This is a genomic window from Gordonia araii NBRC 100433, assembly GCF_000241265.1.
In the GTDB taxonomy this organism is placed as follows: domain Bacteria; phylum Actinomycetota; class Actinomycetes; order Mycobacteriales; family Mycobacteriaceae; genus Gordonia; species Gordonia araii.
The window spans coordinates 50,392-67,186 of sequence record NZ_BAEE01000068.1; the positions used below are offsets into that span (position 1 = coordinate 50,392).

The following is a 16,795-nucleotide window of genomic DNA, read 5'->3' on the forward strand; positions in this document are numbered from 1 at the left end:
CCGCGGCGCAGTACCGTCGTTCCAGTGCTGACACGCCTGCTGCGCATCTACCTGTCGCGGTACAAACGCGAACTGGCGATCGTGATCCTGCTCCAGCTGATCGCGACCGCCGCCATGCTTTACCTGCCGACGCTCAACGCCGACATCATCGACTTCGGCGTCGCGCGCGGCGATACCGACTACATCGTGCGCGTCGGCGGCATCATGCTGATCGTGACGCTCGTGCAGGTCGTCTGCAGCATCACGGCCATCTATTTCGGCGCGCGCGCCGCGATGGGTGCCGGCCGCGACATCCGCCACGACCTCGCACACCGGGTCAACTCGTTCTCGCAGCGCGAGGTCGGTACGTTCGGCGCACCGTCGCTGATCACCCGGACGACCAATGACGTCCAGCAGGTCCAGATGCTCGCGGTGATGAGCGTCAGCCTGCTGGTGATGGCCCCGATCATGTGCGTCGGCGGCATCATCATGGGGATCAAGGTGGCGCCCGGCATGTGGTGGGTCCTCGCCGTCGCCGTTCCGTTGCTCGGCCTGTTCATGACCGTGGTCATCTCCCGCATGATCCCCGGTTTCCGGGCCATGCAGGAACGGATCGACGCGGTGAACCGTGTGCTGCGCGAACAGATCACCGGCATCCGCGTGGTCCGCGCCTTCGTGCGCGAGCCGGAGGAGATCGCCCGCTTCGGCGTGGCCAACACGAATCTCGCCGACACGTCGTTGCGCGTCGGCCGGGTCTTCGCGCTGATGTTCCCGACGGTCATGGGCATCACCAATCTGACGATGGTCGCGATCATCTGGGTCGGCGGGCACGAGATCGCCGGCGGCGACATGGAGATCGGCGCCCTGACCGCGCTGATGAGCTATGTCATGCAGATCATGATGTCGGTCATGATGGCCTCGTTCCTGGCGATGATGGCTCCGCGGGCGGCCGTCTGTGCCGAACGCATCATGGAGGTGCTCGACACGCGCACGAGCGTCGAGCCGCCCGACTCGCCGGTCCCGTTCCGCGGCGACCCGTCGACGGTGGCGTTCGAGGCGGCCGCGTTCGCCTACCCGGGCGCCGACGAACCCGTGCTGGCCGATCTCTCCTTCGAATGCCGGCCGGGCACGACGACCGCGATCGTCGGGTCGACCGGATCGGGAAAGTCGACGCTGCTCTCGCTGATCCCCCGCCTCATCGACACGACCGCCGGCACCGTGACGGTCGGCGGCACACCGGTTGACGACCTCGACCCCGACCTGCTGCGTTCGGTCATCGGCTTCGTCCCGCAACGCCCGTATCTGTTCTCCGGGACGGTCGCGTCCAATCTGCGCTACGGCAAGGCCGACGCCTCCGACGACGAACTGTGGGAGGCGCTGCGCATCGCCCAGGCCGACGATTTCGTCAGCGCCATGCCCGACGGCCTCGAGACGGTCGTCGCTCAGGGCGGCACGACGGTCTCCGGCGGCCAGCGCCAACGGCTGGCCATCGCCCGCGCCCTGGTCCGGCGACCGTCGATCTACCTGTTCGACGACGCGTTCTCGGCCCTCGACGTCGCGACCGACGCCCGCCTGCGCGCCGCCCTCGCGCCGGCCACCCGCGAATCGACGGTGATCATCGTGGCCCAGCGCATCTCGACGATCGCCGACGCCGATCAGATCGTCGTTCTCGACCGCGGGCGCATCGTCGGCCGGGGACGTCACGAGGACCTCCTCGCCGGCTGTCCGACCTACGCCGAGATCGCCGAGTCCCAGCTCGCCGTCACCGGAAGCAGTCCGCGATCCGATACCGGGAGGACCTCATGACCGGGCCGGCCGGCGCCGCGATGATGCGCGGTCCACAGGAGAAGGCGCGGTCGTTCGGGCCGTCGATCAAGCGATTGATCGGCCTGCTCGCCCGACACCGGGTGGCGATGATCGTCGTGCTCTCCTCGATCGTCGGGTCGGTGCTCGCGACCTCGGTCGCGCCGCGCGTGCTCGGCCACGCCACCGACCTCATCTTCAATGGCATCATCGGCTCTCGCCTGCCGGCGGGCATCACCAAGGGCCAGGCGGTCGCCGGGCTGCGCGAACGCGGCCAGAGCACCTTCGCCGACATGGTCGCGTCTATGGACCTCACCCCCGGCGTCGGCGTCGACTTCGGCGCCGTCGGACGCGTGCTGGCAATCGTGCTCGCGCTCTACGTCGCGGCCAGCCTGCTCAGCTGGCTGGCCGCCTACCTGCTGAACATCGTCGTCGTCGGGACGATCACCCGCCTGCGCGCCGATGTGGAGGCCAAGGTCCACCGGCTGCCGTTGCGCTACTACGACGAGGCACAGCGCGGCGACCTGCTCAGCCGCGTCACCAACGACCTGGACAATCTGTCGCAGACGCTGCAGCAGACCATCATGCAGTTCCTCAACTCGGTGCTGATGGTCGTCGGGATCCTCGCCATGATGGTGTGGATCTCGCCGTTGCTGTCGATCATCGCGTTGCTGACCGTTCCCGCTGCCGGGCTCGCCACCGCCATGATCGCCAAGCGCTCCAAACCGCATTTCGGTAGGCAATGGGCATCGACGGGCACGCTCAACGCGCAGATCGAAGAGGCGTTCACCGGTCACGAGCTGGTGACCGTGTTCGGCCGCCAGCGCCAGGTGATGGGCGCCTTCGACGATCGCAACGAGAAGCTCTACGACGCCAGTTGGCGGGCCCAGTTCATCTCCGGGATGATCATGCCGACGATCATGTTTCTCGGAAACGTGAACTACGTGGTGGTTGCCGTCGTCGGCGGGCTGCGAGTCGCCTCGGGGTCACTGAGCCTCGGTGAGGTGCAGGCCTTCATCCAGTACTCGCGCCAGTTCACGCAGCCGCTGACTCAGATCGGGTCGATGTTCAACCTGATGCAGTCCGGCGTCGCCTCTGCCGAGCGCATCTTCGATATCCTCGATGCCCCCGAGGAAGTCCCCGACCCGTCGGCGCCCGACTCCCCCGACGACGATCGCGGCCGTATCGAGTTTCGCGACGTTTCGTTCCGCTACCTGCCCGACGTCCCGTTGATCGAGAACCTGTCTTTGGCCGCCGAACCCGGCCATCTCGTCGCGATCGTCGGCCCGACGGGCGCGGGCAAGACGACGCTGGTGAACCTCATCATGCGGTTCTACGACATCGACGACGGTTCGATCTCCCTCGACGGCGTCGACACCCGCGCGATGACGCGCCGCGACCTTCGCTCCCGCACCGGCATGGTGCTGCAGGACTCGTGGCTGTTCGGTGGCACGATCTACGAGAACATCGCCTACGGCAACCCGGCGGCGAGCCGCGAGGAGGTCATCGAGGCGGCGAAGGCCAGCCACGTTCACCATTTCGTGCGGACGCTGCCCGACGGCTACGACACGATCATCGACGAGGAGGGCGGTGGGGTGAGCGCCGGTGAGCGCCAGCTCATCACGATCGCGCGCGCTTTCCTGGCCAAACCGACGATCCTGATCCTCGACGAGGCGACCAGTTCGGTCGATACCCGCACCGAGTTGCTGATCCAGCAGGCGATGGCCGCCCTGCGCAATGACCGCACGTCCTTCGTGATCGCCCACCGCCTCTCGACGATCCGCGACGCCGACACCATCGTCGTCATGGAACAGGGCCGGATCGTCGAACAGGGCACGCACGACGAGCTGCTCGCCGCTCAAGGCGCCTACTACCGGCTGTACCAGGGCCAGTTCAGCGGGGCGCTCGACTGACTCCCGCGGTCGCGTTCGGATCGTGCTCCTTCGGCCGGGGGCGCGTGGTCGAGCCGAGGGAGCGCGAGGAGGACGCGGAACCGCCGGACCGGCATATGCGTCTAAGAAGGCATGACGCGCTTCCCTTGTGACAGACACGGATTGGTTCGGCGTTCCGCCGCATTGGCCGCGGATATCTCCGACGACGAGCTGCGCGCGGCCGTCAGGTCCGGTGGTCTCCTCCGGCTGACACCCGGAGTCTTCGTCGAGCCCAATGAGCGATTCCGCGGTCCGGCCGGTTCCGACCGGCTATACCGACTGCGTTCGATCGCGGTCGCCACAGCCGAGATCGGCAGGTCGTTCCCTCTCAGCCACGTGTCTGCCGCCGCACTGCACGGCATTCCCCTGCTCCAGCCGCAACGCTCCCGGGTACACCTCACCAGCGGGAAAACCAGCGGCGGGAAGACGACCAAACTGCGTCATTTGCACGCCGCGCCATTGGACCCCGGCGACGTGACGGTCGTCGATGGCGTTGCCGTGACGTCGGTCGGCCGCACCGCAGTCGATGTCGCATGCTCCGGCAACTTCGCTCAGGCACTCACCGTGTTCGACGGCGCTTTGCGCGCGGAGGCCAGTCGCGAGGAGATGGCGGTCGCACTTCGCCGACGGCGCGCGGGCGCACGTCCGGCGCGACGGGCACTTCCGCTTGCCGACCGTGCGTCGGAGAGCGTCGGCGAATCGTGGAGTCGTGCACAAATGATCCAAGGCGGCCTGCCGACTCCCGTCTTACAGCGGCGGTTTCATTGCGCGAGCGGAAGAAGCTACCGATGCGACTTCTGCTGGGGAGACAAGCTGATCGGTGAATTTGACGGCGCCGTCAAGTACGGGCGACTACGCCGGTCCGGTGAATCCGTCGCCGACGCCGTCGTACGGGAGAAGCAACGCGAGGACGAATTGCGATCCATGGGCTTCATGGTCGTCCGGTGGACGTGGGGAATGCTGGAAAGCGGCGGGATGCTCGACTTGTTGCATGCCTGGCTGACACGCCTCGATCTCATGCCGACGTAGTCCCGCTCCCCGGTTCGGGTCGCGCGCCGTCGGCCGCCGGTGCGGGATCGAGACGAGGCCGCGGGAGCGACGATCCCCACTGGACGCCGGACCTTACCGCCGAGTAAGGTATCGCCCATGGCAATCAACACCGAGCTCCCGGAGAAGCTGAACTCGACGGTCGAGCAGGCCCACCTCGCGGCCGAACACATCTTCCGCCCTATCTCCCGCAAGTACGACAAGGCCGAGCACGAGTATCCGGTCGAACTCGACGATTTCGCGAAGCTGGCCAAGCAGGCCGCCGAGCGGGACAAGGCCGAGAACGCCGAGAACAAGCCCGCCGCCGGCGACAACGTCAACAGCACCAACATGCGCGGCGTGCTCTCGGCCGCCGAGATGAGCTGGGGCGATGTCGCCCTGATGCTGTCGATCCCCGGCCGCGGCCTGGGCAACGCCGCGATCGCGGCCGTCGCCAACCCCGAGCAGCTGGAACGCTTCGGCGACGTGTGGGCCGCCATGGCGATCACCGAACCGTCCTTCGGTTCCGACTCCGCCGCCGTGTCGACGACCGCCACCCTCGACGGCGACGAGTACGTCATCAACGGCGAGAAGATCTTCGTCACCGCCGGCTCGCGCGCCAGCCATGTCGTCGTGTGGGCGACGCTGGACCGCTCGATCGGCCGCGCGGCGATCAAGTCTTTCGTCGTACCGATGGATGCGCCGGGCGTCACCGTCGCCCGCCTCGAACACAAGCTGGGCATCAAGGCCTCCGACACCGCCGTCGTCGTCTTCGAGAATGTGCGCGTGCCCAAGGAGAACCTGCTTGGCACGCCGGAGATCGACACGAAGAAGGGCTTCGGCGGGGTCATGCAGACCTTCGACAACACGCGGCCCGTCGTCGCCGCGATGGCGGTCGGGCTCGGCCGTGCCGCCCTGGAGGAGATGCGCCGCCTGATCGAAGAGGCCGGCCACGAGATCGACTACGACAAGCCGGCGGCGGCCCAGCACGCCGCTGTCGCCGAGTTCATCCGGCTGGAGTCGGACTGGGAGGCCAGCTGGCTGCTCACCCTGCGTGCCGCGTGGATGATGGACAACCGCGAGCCGAACTCACTCGAGGCGTCGATGTCGAAAGCCAAGGCCGGACGCACCGTGACCGACGTGACCAACAAGGCCGTCGAGATCGGCGCGACCGCGGGATTCGCCGAGACCACGCTTCTGGAGAAGTGGGCGCGCGACGCCAAGATCCTCGACATCTTCGAAGGCACCCAGCAGATCCAGCAGCTGATCATCTCCCGCCGGGTTCTCGGCAAGTCCAGCGCGGACCTGAAGTAGCCGCCCGACGGCGTGCGTCGGAGCGCCCCGTCGTCAGTGCGAGTTCGGCGTGAACAGCGCCTGCTGCAACCGTTGGTTGCGGGCGATGCGAGCGGAGTCGCGCCGGTACCGTTCAGCCGCGATCGCCGAGAGAACATCCCTCGGCGGCGCTGCCGCGGGCGGGTTCGGCGACACGTAGGGCAGGACGCGCGCCACCAACTGCTGACCGGTGACGACCTGGGCTTGCGGCGTGAACGACTCGTAGCGCTCGAGGTAGCCGCGGATGCCGTTGGCCAGCGTCGGCGGGAGCGGCGCGAAGTCGGCGGTGTCGGCCCACTCGGCCAGTTCCGGCGGCATGAAGACGTGTCGCTTGGCCGGCACCCTAGTCCGGTCCCGGATCACGTAGGTGCCCGCGATGAGATCGCCGAGGCGTTTGCTCTTCTGATTGACCGCCGCGCTGATCAGCGCCACCACGCCACCGGTGATGTAGATCTCAACGATCCCCAGCAACGCGCGGCCGAACGCCTGACGCGCGGTGATGGGGCCCGCGTCGTCGTTGACGGTGCGCAGACCCATGACCAGGTGACCGAGCGTCTTCCCACGCGTCAGCGTCTCAACCAGCGTCGGCAGACCCAGCACCGCGAAGAGCGTCCAGGCCGTTGTCAGTCCGTAGAGGAACGCGGAGTCGAGCTTGACGTCGAGCGCCAGCCACGGAAGGGCGACGATGATCCAGAACCAGATCAGCGCCCACCCGACGGTGACGTCGATCAGCCCCGACACAATGCGCAGGCCGATGTTGCCCGGCGGCAGATCGAGGGCGACCGCCTCGCCGGCGACGAAATCGTCGCGTCCGACTCCGCGGGTGCCGCTGTGCGACGGTGAGACCGGAGGCGGCAGCGGGCGCAGCGGAACGCGCGGCGCCGCATAGTGTCCGGGCGCGGGATACGACATGACCACGACTCTAGGTCAGGTAGTCGGGTGGACGACACCGCCCACCCCGCTGACTAGGGTTATGGGCGTGGACCTAGACGCCTACCTCGATGCACACCGGGCCGAGTGGAATCGCCTCGATGACCTGGTGCGGACCCGGTACCTCAACGGTGCCGAATCCGACGAGCTGCTCGACCTCTACCAACGCGCCGCGACGCACCTGTCGGTCATTCGCTCGACGTCGCCGGACGCCGAGACGGTCGAGTACCTGTCGATGCTGGTCGCGCGAGCACGCTTTCGGGCCACCGGCTCGCGGCCGTTCTCCTGGTCGATCGTCACCGACTATTTGACACGCACGCTGCCCGCGGGCCTCTACCGGCTCCGCTGGTGGTGGTTGCCGATCATGATCGGTTCGGTGTTCGCGATGGCCGTCATCGTCGCGTGGTGCCTCAACCACCCCGACACCATGGCTTGGCTCCTGAACAAGTACGGCCAGAAGTACATCGACAGCTCGTTCGCCAACTACTACTCCGACCACGAGGCCCAGTACTTCGCGTTCCAGGTGTGGGTCCACAACTTCCGCCTGGCGCTGCTGGCGATCGCGTTCGGCGTTTTCCTCGTCCCCGTGCTCTACGTGCTGTACGAGAACGTGGTGTCGCTCGGGCAGGTCGCAGCGCTGATGATCGGCAATGACCGTGGTGACGTGTTCTTCGGCTTGATCCTCCCGCACGGGATGCTGGAGATGACCTGCCTGTTCGTGTCGTCGGGCATCGGCCTGAAGCTGTTCTGGACCTGGGTGTCCCCCGGCCACCGCACACGGTCGCGGGCGCTCGCCGAGGAGGGCCGCACCGCCATCTCCATCGGGATCGGGCTCATCGGCCTGCTGCTGATCTGCGGCATAATCGAGGCCGTGGTGACCCCGTCGCCGTTGCCGACGTTCGTTCGCGTCGGCATCGGACTAGCCGCGTGGCTCGGCTTTCTCGCCTACGTCTTCATCCTGGGCCGCAAGGCCTACCGCGACGGAGCCACTGGCGACCTGGAGCGCGAATCCGACCGCGGGTACGAGGCACCCGTCGCGGCCTGAACTGCTTACCGCCATTAACGGCCGTATCTCTGACGTCAAATGCTTGCGCGCCACCAGGTGACCCTCGTCGAGCCGGGCCGGCAATTTGGTGTCACGTGAATCGAAGTCTCTACGCCATCATCCCCGGTCGATCTGATCTCGAACGCACGCAACGCTGCATTGAGATCAAGCGGCGCAGCGTCTCCCTCGCACGATACCTTCGACGGTCCGCACGTGTAGCCGCCCGAACTGGCGCTCGGTTGCACGGGGACCGGGTGGTTGGACTCTACGAATCGCCGCCATTGATCGTTCGGAAGCAGAAATTCGACCGACGTGCACGTCCCTTGCCAATCATCGTGGCTGGCATGCACTTCGGTCGCTGACGTCGGGATTTGTATACCTAGCTTCGCGGCCGCATCGTCGGGTTCGATGCCGCGCGGAATCAGTCCCCATTCCCTCGCGAGAAGGAAAGCCGCCGCCGCGAATACGACGAGTAGGAGAACCAAGCTCAGAATGATCCACTTGACGAGCTTCTTCATCCCTGCGGCACCACCCTCGGCGTCTCTGTTCCATGACTGACGAAATTCTGTGCCATACCGGCTCTGTGCAAGTGACCCAGATCCGACGGTTGGGGCACCCGTTTCGGATCCGTCGAGTCCCAGTTGTAGTAGTCAGATATCGACGTTTGGGCTTTCACGACGAGATTGCCGTTCACATCGGTATAGCAGACGCCGCTCTCCTGAGAGCTGAAAGCACCCAAGCCGTTTCTGTAGTCGGCGTCGCTGACAGGATTAAGACGGTTGACCTGCCAATCGGTCTGGAATGCCACCGGACCTTCGTACCCCGCCGGCATCGCTGCGCGAGCTGCCGCGAGACCAGTCATTGCTGACTCGTTCGAACTAGCCGCAAAGTGCGGCAATCGCTGCTTCATTCTGTTGACATCCACGCGGAAGTCTGTGCCGGTCCCCCTAAGATAGTGAAACAGCATCTCCGGGGAAATCTTCAAACCCGCCTGCTTGGCCGCGCTCGCACCTTCCCAGCCCATTCGATATGTCCGATCGAGAAACTCGCGCTCCTCTTTGCTGCCAGCCCCAGCTGTTGAGCAGCCTTTTCTAAGATGGTGGCCGCGGCATCCCAGCACTTCGCACGCTCACCTAGAATTCCGTAATGATCCATCGCCCTAACTAGGCCAGCTGTGGCAGCCTCGCCGTGCCAATGATTGCGGACGCCGGTGACCGAATTGAGGATCTGTGTCGCCCCATCGTTAAGCCGCTTCGACCCCGATTTCAGATCTGCCGCAGTCTGCTCCAGCTCACTTAGTCGCCAGCCCTCCACCTCCGAGATTGTGGTCGTCATGCCTGCCCTTGAGGTCGGCCCGATTGAGCGATGCGTGATGCCGTCTCGTCCTCAACACGTTGGAAGTCCCGCACCGCCTTCTTGACATCTACGCCGAGGGCTTCGAGGTCGGCTACGACACGGGACACTACATCTCGCTGCTCCACCGAGTGACGTGCGAGGTTCTTACCAAAGCCGGACGTCCCCAGTGCTGTACTGCCCGCCGCGAAGACCTGATCGACTCGCACGTTGTCGACATCGTCGGCCACCCGCCAGATCCTACGACCGAATTCCGTCACATCATCGGGGTCGAGAAAGAACTCCCCGCTTGCGTTCTGATTCATCAGGCGATGCTAACTTGTATCCGGCTTTGCCGGACCTGGGACGACGAGCGATAGGTACAGAAGCCAAGTAGGTGCGACAGCCCGCACGCTTGTTCCAATGGGTTTCGGCTACAGGAGGCCGCGCGACTTCAGCGAGAGGTAGTGGTCGGCCAGCGCGGGAGGCAGATCCTCCGGCCCGCGGTCGATGACCATGACTCCCAGCCTCGCCAGCACGGCCGCGGTCTCCTCGCGCTGGGTCAGGGTCCGCGCCGACGCCGCGGCGCGATACGCCGCGGAGGAATCCGCACGGTCGGCCAGCATGTCGTCGAGCTCCGGATCGGAGACCGAGGCGATCACCACCTGGTAGCGCTGCGCCAGCACCGCCAGCGTCGGCAGCAACGACTCGGCGATCGCCGACGGCTCCAGCGGCGTCAGCAGCACGACGAGCGCGCGCTGCCCGACGGTCCGCGCGACTTCCGCTCCGAGCAATCCCCAATCGGCTTCCAGCAGCGCTGATTGCAGGGGCGCCATCGCGGTCACCATCTCGTTGAGGAGATTCACGCGGCGAGTGGCGCGCACCTTCTTGTGAATCGCCCGATCGCCGGCGATGAAGTCGATGCGGTCACCCGCGTGCGACGCGAGCGCCGCCAGCAGCAGGGCGGCATCCATCGCTGCGTCGAGGCGGGGCTGATCGCCGATTCGACCGGCGGACGTGCGCGACGTGTCGAGCACCAGCACCACGTGGCGGTCGCGCTCGGGCTGCCACGTTCGCACCACCGTCGAACGCCGCCGCGCGGTCGCGCGCCAGTCGATGGACCGCACGTCGTCGCCCTCGACGTAGTCGCGCAGCGAGTCGAACTCGGTGCCCTGCCCGCGGGTCCGGACCGCCGAACGACCGTCGAGCTGCCGCAGCGACGCCAGCCGCGACGGCAGATGCTTGCGCGAGTCGAAGGCCGGCAGCGCGCGCACCGAGCCGGGATGGAAATCCGATCGCTGGGTTCCCGCCAGCCCGAGCGGGCCGTTGCGGCGCAAAGTGACTCGGATGGCGAGACGGTCACCACGACGCGTCGGGCGCAGGCCGACGTCGATGAACTGGCGCTCGCCCGGCGCCAGGTCCAGGTCCTGCCGATTCGCCAGCGGTCCGGGCGGACCCGGGTCGCCGGCCAACTGCCACCTGGCATCCTCCCACCAGTTCAGCAGCGTCGTGAGGAGACCGGGGTCGCGCGCGACTCGCCGGTTCGGCTGCGCCGAGGCACCGGCTCCGGCCGAAGGCTGCCAGGCGTCGCGGATCCGGCCCCGGTAGCGCCGACCGGACGTGTTCACGAGCGACAACTGCGTCGTGGTGTGCTCGCCGAGGCGGATCGGCGCGGTCTTCGCACGGGTCACCGCGATCGCCGACGTCGAGCCGGTCAGCGAAAGATCGATGGCGGCGGCCAGCAAGACGAAGCAGACCCACCCGAACACGACCCACCACGACGGCCAGATCACCACGGGGATCACCCCCAGCGCCATGAGCAGCGCGAAGCGCCCGGTGACGAACATCAGCGCGGCACGGGAACGGAGTTGATCGCGGCGTCGAGGACCGCCGAAACGGACACGCCTTCCAGCTCGGCCTCCGGGCGCATGCCGAGGCGGTGCGCCAACGTGGACTGGGCGAGCGCCTTCACGTCGTCGGGGGTCACGAAGTCGCGGCCGGAGAGCCACGCCCATGCCCGGCTGGTCGCCAGCAGGGCGGTGGCGCCGCGGGGGCTCACGCCCAGCGACAGCGACGGCGACATGCGCGTCGCGCGGGCGATGTCGACGATGTAGGCGAGGACGGCCGGCGCGACCGACACGGCGCGGACCGCGGCGACGCCGGCGGCGATGTCGTCGGGGCTGGCTACCGCGCTGATCCCGGCGCCGGCCAGGTCACGAGGATCGAATCCGGCGGCGTGACGGGACAGGATCGAGATTTCGTCCTCGCGCGGCGGTAACGGCAGGGTCACCTTCAGCAGGAAGCGGTCCAGCTGGGCCTCGGGCAGCGGATAGGTGCCCTCGTACTCGACCGGGTTCTGCGTCGCGGCGACGACGAACGGCGCGGGCAGCTCGTGCGGGTGCCCGTCGATCGACACCTGGTGCTCCTCCATCGCCTCCAGCAGCGACGCCTGCGTCTTGGGCGGCGTGCGGTTGATCTCGTCGGCGAGCAGCAGGTTGGTGAACACGGGGCCCTCGCGGAAGGTGAACTCCGACGTCGCGTTGTCGAAGACGAGCGAACCGGTCACGTCACCGGGCATGAGGTCGGGGGTGAACTGCACACGCTTGGTGTCCACATCGAGGGCGGCGGCCACCGAACGAACCAGAAGCGTCTTCGCGACGCCCGGCACGCCCTCGAGGAGGATGTGACCGCGGCACAGCAGCGCGATGAGGATACCGGCGACGGCGGAGTCTTGCCCCACGACCGTCTTCGCGACCTCGCCGCGCACCGCGGACAGTGCGGCGCGGGCCCGGTCGGAGTTGGATCGGACTTCGGTTGGTGTCGTCATAGTACGGGTCGGACTTCCTCTTCAAGGGTGGACAGGTCGGTGGCGAATTGGACGAGGCCGGCGTTGTCGTGCGGCAGCGGCCCGGCCAGCAACGCCGCCACTTCGGCGGGGTTGCGCCCGGTGGCCCGGGAAACAGCGGCGATGACGTCGTCGACCGGAGCATGCCGCGAGACGCCCAGGCGACGCGGGATGGTCCGCAGGGCGTGTTCGCGCAGCTGGGCCGCGGCGCGCGGCGCATCACCGGACGCCTCGTAGAGGCGGCCGCGCGCCTCGGTGGTCTCGGCGGCCTTCACGACGGCGGGCAGCGGCTCGGCCACCAGCTGCCCGAAACGTCGCCCGCGCCACAACATCACCGCGAACAGCACGAATACGCCGAGGCCGAAGGCCCGCCAGAACCAGCGCGGGACGTCGGGCCCCGACTTGGCCTGCGGTTGCGGCTTCTGCTCGTTGTCGTTCGCCTTGTCGCCGTAACCCGGTGCGAACCAGTGCACTTGAGTGCCGGCACCGATCATCCGGATCCCGATACCGGCGTGGTCCTGCTCGCGAATCTCGGCGTTGCTGAACCAGGACGTCGGTGCCAGCACGATCTCCGGGCGCGTCGCGGTCGCGGGAATGACGACGACCGCGTACCACCGTCCGCCGTCCGCTCCGTCGCCGCCCGGGAAGCATCCGGTGAGGGTTTCGCCGACGGTCGAAACGTAGCCCAGCCGGAAGTAGCCGGCGGTGTCCGTCGGCGCTATCCCGGCAGCCGAGCACTGCGCCGCGGTCGACTGGCCGCCTGAACCCTGCGAGACGGCGACGTCGATGCCCCACTGATCGAGAATCTCGTTACTGGGATCGAGAAGGACGACCCGCCGCGCGTCGCGCGACTGCTGCCGCACGATACGGGCACTGCTCTTGGCGGAGAGCTGCGCGTTGGAGACGACGACGACGGTCGACGACGAGGCGCGCCCCAGCTTGCGCAACTGGGCTTGCTCCCGGACGACGTCGACTCGCACACCATGGGTCCGCAGTGTTTCAGCGAGAGCGGCGCCGCCCAGTGCCCGGTAGTTCCCCGGATCGCCGAGGGTCGTGTGCTGCCCCTGCTTCGGCGACTTGGAGGCACCGCTGACGATGAGCGCGACCAGTCCCAGCGCGCAGGCGAGTCCGACGACCACCACGATCACGACGGCCACGATCGTGCCGGTCTTTCGCGGAGACCTGCCCGTCGCCGGTCCGGCGGCGGGCACAGCGGACGTCGCCGGTGCGGGTGCGGCCGGGGCGCTCATCGGTGCACCGGGGGCAGCAGGGGCAGGGACATCTCGGCGGACTCGTCGTCGACATAGCCGGTCGGTTTGGAATCGCGCAGGTCGGCGTCGAGCGCCACCATCGCGGCCGCCGAGTTCGCGTCGGCGTGGCGACCGCCGTAGGCGACCGCGTCGAAGACATCCGCGGCTGCGTGCAACGACTCGGCGTGCGCGGGGAACACATGGCGCAGGCGACGGGCGATGTCGTGTGCGGTCGCCGATCGAGCACCCAATAGCAACGACCGATCCGACGCCGTCTGCGCGATCGAGCGCATCGCGTTCAGCACGGCTTCGTCGAAGCTGCCAGCCGCCAGCGCGGCCTCGGCGGCCGACCGGAACTGGTCCTGCGTGCCGACGATCCCGCCGAGAACCGCCCCCGGTTCGGCGTCGTCCGCCTGCTGGGTACGCGACTGCGATTCCGACCACACTCGGTACGCCACGTAGGCGGCACCGGCGATCAGCAGCACCAGCACGATCAACCCGATGATCTTGGGCAGCGAGGAGTCGAACAAGCCGGAGATCCAGTCGCCCAGCCGTTCGATGAAGCCGGGCTCGTCAGACTTCGGCTTGGACGACGGGGCCTGCTCGTCGTATCGCGGCTTGGACAATTCGTCGAGCACCCAGCGGCGTGCGGTGTCATTGTCCGGGTCCAGCGCGAGAATCACTGTTCCTCCCCGGCGAGCAGCTCCACGTCGTATGCCTCCTGGCGGATCCGAGCGTCTATATAGGCCATCACCGCGGCGCCGGCGACGATCGGCGTCACCGCCACACCGGTCGCCAGGACGACCACCGGCGCTCCGAACGACCGGAACATGAGTATGCCGCTGACGAGGGCGACTCCGATGGTGGCGTACAGCAAGCCGAACAGCGCACAGGCGCCGAACTGGCGAAGCGCGCCGCGGCCGACGAGTCGCAACGCCCTGGGCACCGCGTCACCGATCGCGCGGCCCTCGACGGCCACCACCGTCTGCACCATCTGCACGGGCGCTGCGAGGGTCGAGTACAGCATCACCGGCACCGCCACGGCCAGGGGCAGGAGCACGATGGCCGAGAACGATCCGATCACCCACTCGGTGACGGCCACGACCGCGAACCCCGCGGCGATCGCGGGGGCGGAAAGGATGCACAGGTCGGCGACACCGAGCGCGCCCAGCGCCCCCAATCGGTTCGTCACGGCGCGCAGCGCGGTCCGCGTCGGCCACGGCCGGCCGGTGGCCGATGCGTGCAGCGGACCGGCAAGCACCGCGGTCAGGACCACCGGCAGAACGAAAGCGGCGATGCTCGCGACGATCAGCCCTAGTCGGTCGTCGACGCTGTTGGCCACGATGCCGACGGCGATCGCCGGAACCCAGAGCGCGGACACGGCGATGGCGAGGATCCCGGCGTTGCCCCGGCTGGCGCTGACGGCGCCGCTGAGGATGTCGGCCAGCCCCAACGGTCGCAACGGTGTGGTCCCGGGCTTGTGGGCGGCGAGGCCTGCGGTCGGAGCGGGTTGCGGTTCCGGGAGCGTCACGGGCAGGTCGACACCGGGCAGCGAGGGGATCTGGGTCGTCGGCTCAGGACTCGCGTACGCGCGGGGCTGGGCATCCGCGGACGGCCAGGGCGAGGCCTGCTGCCACTCGTCGCCGGCGGGTATCGCCGCGGGGGCGGCCGGTTCGACGTTCGGGGCCGTCCAGCCGGGGTCGGACGAGGGGTTGTCATCGACCGGCATCACGACCACTCCCCTCGTCTGCGAATCCCCGGGTCAACCGGATGGCTCCGGCGAGAGTTCCAACTGCTCTCTAGAACCGCGAACCTACCAAAGCAAACACCATCCGGCTGCTACGGTGACTAGAACACGTTCTAGTTTGTCATTCGAGGAGAGCACCAGATGGCCGACGCCGCCACCACGGACCTGACCGCGACGATCAACGGTGTCGTCGACCGATACATCGAACTGCTGACCAGCGGAACGGCAGAACAGATCGCCGATCTGTACGCCGAAGGCGCCAGCGTCGAAGACCCGATCGGCGCACCGCTGCGCACGACTCGCGACGAGCTGGTGGAGTTCTACGGCCTGATCTGCAATCTCGACGAGCACGTCGCGACCCTGAAGTGGAAGAAGGTCGTCGGCGACACCGCGGTCTTCGAGTTCCACCTCTTCACCAAGGCCGGTGACTCCGGCTTCGAGATCCAGCCGATCGACATCATGACGTTCGACGAGAACGGCAAGATCGCATCGATGCGCGCGGTCTGGGACCCGGCCACCGACCTCAAACAGGTCTGACGCCCTGGTTGGCAGGCCGCCTCACGAGGGTTTCGATACACCCGACTCGGCTGGCGCCTCGTCGGGCACTCAACCACCGCGATACACCGACCCACCTGCGGCCGTAGGCACTCAACCACCGCGATACACCGACCCACCTGCGGCCGTCGGGCTCAACCATCGCGATACACCGACCCACCTGCGGCCGTAGGCACTCAACCATCGCGATACACCGACCCACCTGCGGCCGTCGGGCTCAACCATCGCGATACACCGACCCACCTGCGGCCGTAGGCACTCAACCATCGCGGTACACCGACCGCCTAGCGGGTCGTCGGGCACTCAACACCGCGATAAGCCACCGGCCAGAATTTAAGCACCGCGCCCGGTCGGACGCAGCACCACCTCGACAGGGTGCGCGTCGGCGGGCGTGTGGATCGCCGACGCCACCGCCGCCGCGACCGTCATGGGATTCAGGAATCTGTCCGGGTTGTATTCGTCGCCCTCGATGGCGACGATGTCGCGCTGCATATCCGTGTCGATCCGGCCCGGGTAGATCGAGGTGACCCGCAGGCCGGGCTCCTCCAGCCGCAGCGCGTCGGCGAGGGCCCGCAAACCGAATTTGCTCGCCGCGTACGGTGCCCACCCGGGGTTGGCCCGCATGCCCGCGCCCGAGTTGATGAAGACGACGTGTCCGCCGGCCGCGCGCAGCGCCGGCAGGAGCAGGCGGGTCAACTCGGCGGCGGCGACCAGGTTCACCTCCAGGACGTGCTGCCATTCCTCGACCGGGGTATCGGCGACGCGCCCCAGATTCGATGCCACCCCCGCGTTGTGGACCAGCACGTCGAGTTCGCTGATCGCCTCGGTCGCCGCGGCGACCGCGTCGTAATCGGTCAGCTCGACGTCGAACGTCGTCGCACCGTCGAGGGACGTCGCGAGGGCGTCGAGTTCGGCCGACGGCCGTCCGCCGAGGATGAGGTCATGGGTGGGCGCCAAGGCATTCGCAATGGCGGCGCCGAGGCCGCGACTCGCGCCGGTGATGAGAGCGGTGGGCACGAC

At 67.6% G+C, this 16,795-nt stretch carries 16 protein-coding genes; 6 read left to right on the plus strand and 10 right to left on the minus strand.

Annotation, left to right across the window (positions count from 1 at the left end; translation table 11 throughout):
• Positions 1-24 precede the first annotated feature (24 nt).
• From GOARA_RS16040 to GOARA_RS16055, 4 genes are all read left to right on the plus strand, one after another.
• Positions 25-1,785 carry an ABC transporter ATP-binding protein gene (locus GOARA_RS16040; RefSeq protein WP_007323465.1) on the plus strand — a complete coding sequence of 587 codons (1,761 nt, stop codon included), beginning with the start codon at positions 25-27 and terminating at the stop codon, positions 1,783-1,785.
• Positions 1,782-3,695, plus strand: a complete 1,914-nt coding sequence (locus tag GOARA_RS16045) for an ABC transporter ATP-binding protein (RefSeq protein WP_007323466.1) — start codon at positions 1,782-1,784, stop codon at positions 3,693-3,695. Before GOARA_RS16040 ends, GOARA_RS16045 begins: the two co-directional genes overlap by 4 nt.
• Positions 3,696-4,049: 354 nt before the next feature.
• Complete coding sequence (locus GOARA_RS16050) at positions 4,050-4,742, plus strand: hypothetical protein (RefSeq protein ID WP_306302182.1); 693 nt, start codon at positions 4,050-4,052, stop codon at positions 4,740-4,742.
• A gap of 117 nt (positions 4,743-4,859) precedes the next feature.
• Positions 4,860-6,053 carry an acyl-CoA dehydrogenase family protein gene (locus tag GOARA_RS16055; protein ID WP_007323468.1) on the plus strand — a complete coding sequence of 398 codons (1,194 nt, stop codon included), beginning with the start codon at positions 4,860-4,862 and terminating at the stop codon, positions 6,051-6,053.
• A 33-nt stretch (positions 6,054-6,086) separates the two neighbouring features.
• Here GOARA_RS16055 and GOARA_RS16060 read toward each other — a convergent pair whose 3' ends face one another.
• Positions 6,087-6,983: an RDD family protein gene (locus GOARA_RS16060; protein WP_083834907.1), complete on the minus strand. Its 897-nt coding sequence runs from the start codon at positions 6,981-6,983 to the stop codon at positions 6,087-6,089.
• A gap of 67 nt (positions 6,984-7,050) precedes the next feature.
• Here GOARA_RS16060 and GOARA_RS16065 point away from each other — a divergent pair, with 67 nt between their 5' ends.
• Positions 7,051-8,046, plus strand: coding sequence for a stage II sporulation protein M (locus GOARA_RS16065; protein WP_040523787.1), 996 nt, complete (start codon positions 7,051-7,053; stop codon positions 8,044-8,046).
• Positions 8,047-8,081: 35 nt separating this feature from the next.
• On the opposite strand, the gene GOARA_RS19975 is transcribed toward GOARA_RS16065, so the two are convergent.
• The 8 genes from GOARA_RS19975 to GOARA_RS16095 all read right to left on the minus strand — a co-directional run bounded on the left by GOARA_RS19975 (position 8,082) and on the right by GOARA_RS16095 (position 15,205).
• Positions 8,082-8,564: a hypothetical protein gene (locus GOARA_RS19975; protein WP_007323471.1), complete on the minus strand. Its 483-nt coding sequence runs from the start codon at positions 8,562-8,564 to the stop codon at positions 8,082-8,084.
• Positions 8,561-9,070 (minus strand): hypothetical protein, encoded by a 510-nt coding sequence (locus GOARA_RS19980; protein ID WP_007323472.1) that lies wholly within the window; start codon positions 9,068-9,070, stop codon positions 8,561-8,563. Before GOARA_RS19980 ends, GOARA_RS19975 begins: the two co-directional genes overlap by 4 nt.
• A 307-nt stretch (positions 9,071-9,377) precedes the next feature.
• Positions 9,378-9,704 (minus strand): hypothetical protein, encoded by a 327-nt coding sequence (locus GOARA_RS19985; protein WP_007323474.1) that lies wholly within the window; start codon positions 9,702-9,704, stop codon positions 9,378-9,380.
• A gap of 108 nt (positions 9,705-9,812) precedes the next feature.
• A complete protein-coding gene (locus tag GOARA_RS16075; protein ID WP_007323475.1) occupies positions 9,813-11,225 on the minus strand; it encodes a DUF58 domain-containing protein in 1,413 nt (470 codons plus the stop codon).
• Positions 11,225-12,205, minus strand: coding sequence for an AAA family ATPase (locus GOARA_RS16080; RefSeq protein ID WP_007323476.1), 981 nt, complete (start codon positions 12,203-12,205; stop codon positions 11,225-11,227). Before GOARA_RS16080 ends, GOARA_RS16075 begins: the two co-directional genes overlap by 1 nt.
• Positions 12,202-13,473, minus strand: a complete 1,272-nt coding sequence (locus tag GOARA_RS16085; protein ID WP_138947737.1) for a DUF4350 domain-containing protein — start codon at positions 13,471-13,473, stop codon at positions 12,202-12,204. Before GOARA_RS16085 ends, GOARA_RS16080 begins: the two co-directional genes overlap by 4 nt.
• Positions 13,470-14,156 carry a DUF4129 domain-containing protein gene (locus GOARA_RS16090; RefSeq protein ID WP_007323478.1) on the minus strand — a complete coding sequence of 229 codons (687 nt, stop codon included), beginning with the start codon at positions 14,154-14,156 and terminating at the stop codon, positions 13,470-13,472. The genes GOARA_RS16085 and GOARA_RS16090 overlap by 4 nt, the downstream gene beginning before the upstream one ends.
• A complete protein-coding gene (locus GOARA_RS16095) occupies positions 14,153-15,205 on the minus strand; it encodes a hypothetical protein (protein ID WP_138947738.1) in 1,053 nt (350 codons plus the stop codon). Before GOARA_RS16095 ends, GOARA_RS16090 begins: the two co-directional genes overlap by 4 nt.
• A 156-nt stretch (positions 15,206-15,361) precedes the next feature.
• Between GOARA_RS16095 and GOARA_RS16100 the strand changes: the two genes are divergently transcribed.
• Positions 15,362-15,757, plus strand: coding sequence for a nuclear transport factor 2 family protein (locus GOARA_RS16100; RefSeq protein ID WP_007323480.1), 396 nt, complete (start codon positions 15,362-15,364; stop codon positions 15,755-15,757).
• A 351-nt stretch (positions 15,758-16,108) separates the two neighbouring features.
• Here the strand turns inward: GOARA_RS16100 and GOARA_RS16105 are convergent, their stop codons facing one another.
• Entirely contained in the window at positions 16,109-16,792 is a 684-nt protein-coding gene (locus tag GOARA_RS16105) for an SDR family oxidoreductase (RefSeq protein WP_007323481.1), read from the minus strand.
• Positions 16,793-16,795 lie beyond the last annotated feature (3 nt).

Excerpts from the sequence above, each read along its gene's own strand:
- GOARA_RS16045 (WP_007323466.1), top strand. The coding sequence starts at position 1,782 with ATGACCGGGCCGGCCGGCGCCGCGATGATGCGCGGTCCACAGGAGAAG.
- GOARA_RS16055 (WP_007323468.1), top strand. The coding sequence starts at position 4,860 with ATGGCAATCAACACCGAGCTCCCGGAGAAGCTGAACTCGACGGTCGAG.
- GOARA_RS16060 (WP_083834907.1), bottom strand. The coding sequence starts at position 6,983 with ATGTCGTATCCCGCGCCCGGACACTATGCGGCGCCGCGCGTTCCGCTG.
- GOARA_RS19975 (WP_007323471.1), bottom strand. The coding sequence starts at position 8,564 with ATGAAGAAGCTCGTCAAGTGGATCATTCTGAGCTTGGTTCTCCTACTC.
- GOARA_RS19980 (WP_007323472.1), bottom strand. The coding sequence starts at position 9,070 with ATGGGCTGGGAAGGTGCGAGCGCGGCCAAGCAGGCGGGTTTGAAGATT.
- GOARA_RS19985 (WP_007323474.1), bottom strand. The coding sequence starts at position 9,704 with ATGAATCAGAACGCAAGCGGGGAGTTCTTTCTCGACCCCGATGATGTG.
- GOARA_RS16075 (WP_007323475.1), bottom strand. The coding sequence starts at position 11,225 with ATGTTCGTCACCGGGCGCTTCGCGCTGCTCATGGCGCTGGGGGTGATC.
- GOARA_RS16080 (WP_007323476.1), bottom strand. The coding sequence starts at position 12,205 with ATGACGACACCAACCGAAGTCCGATCCAACTCCGACCGGGCCCGCGCC.
- GOARA_RS16085 (WP_138947737.1), bottom strand. The coding sequence starts at position 13,473 with ATGAGCGCCCCGGCCGCACCCGCACCGGCGACGTCCGCTGTGCCCGCC.
- GOARA_RS16100 (WP_007323480.1), top strand. The coding sequence starts at position 15,362 with ATGGCCGACGCCGCCACCACGGACCTGACCGCGACGATCAACGGTGTC.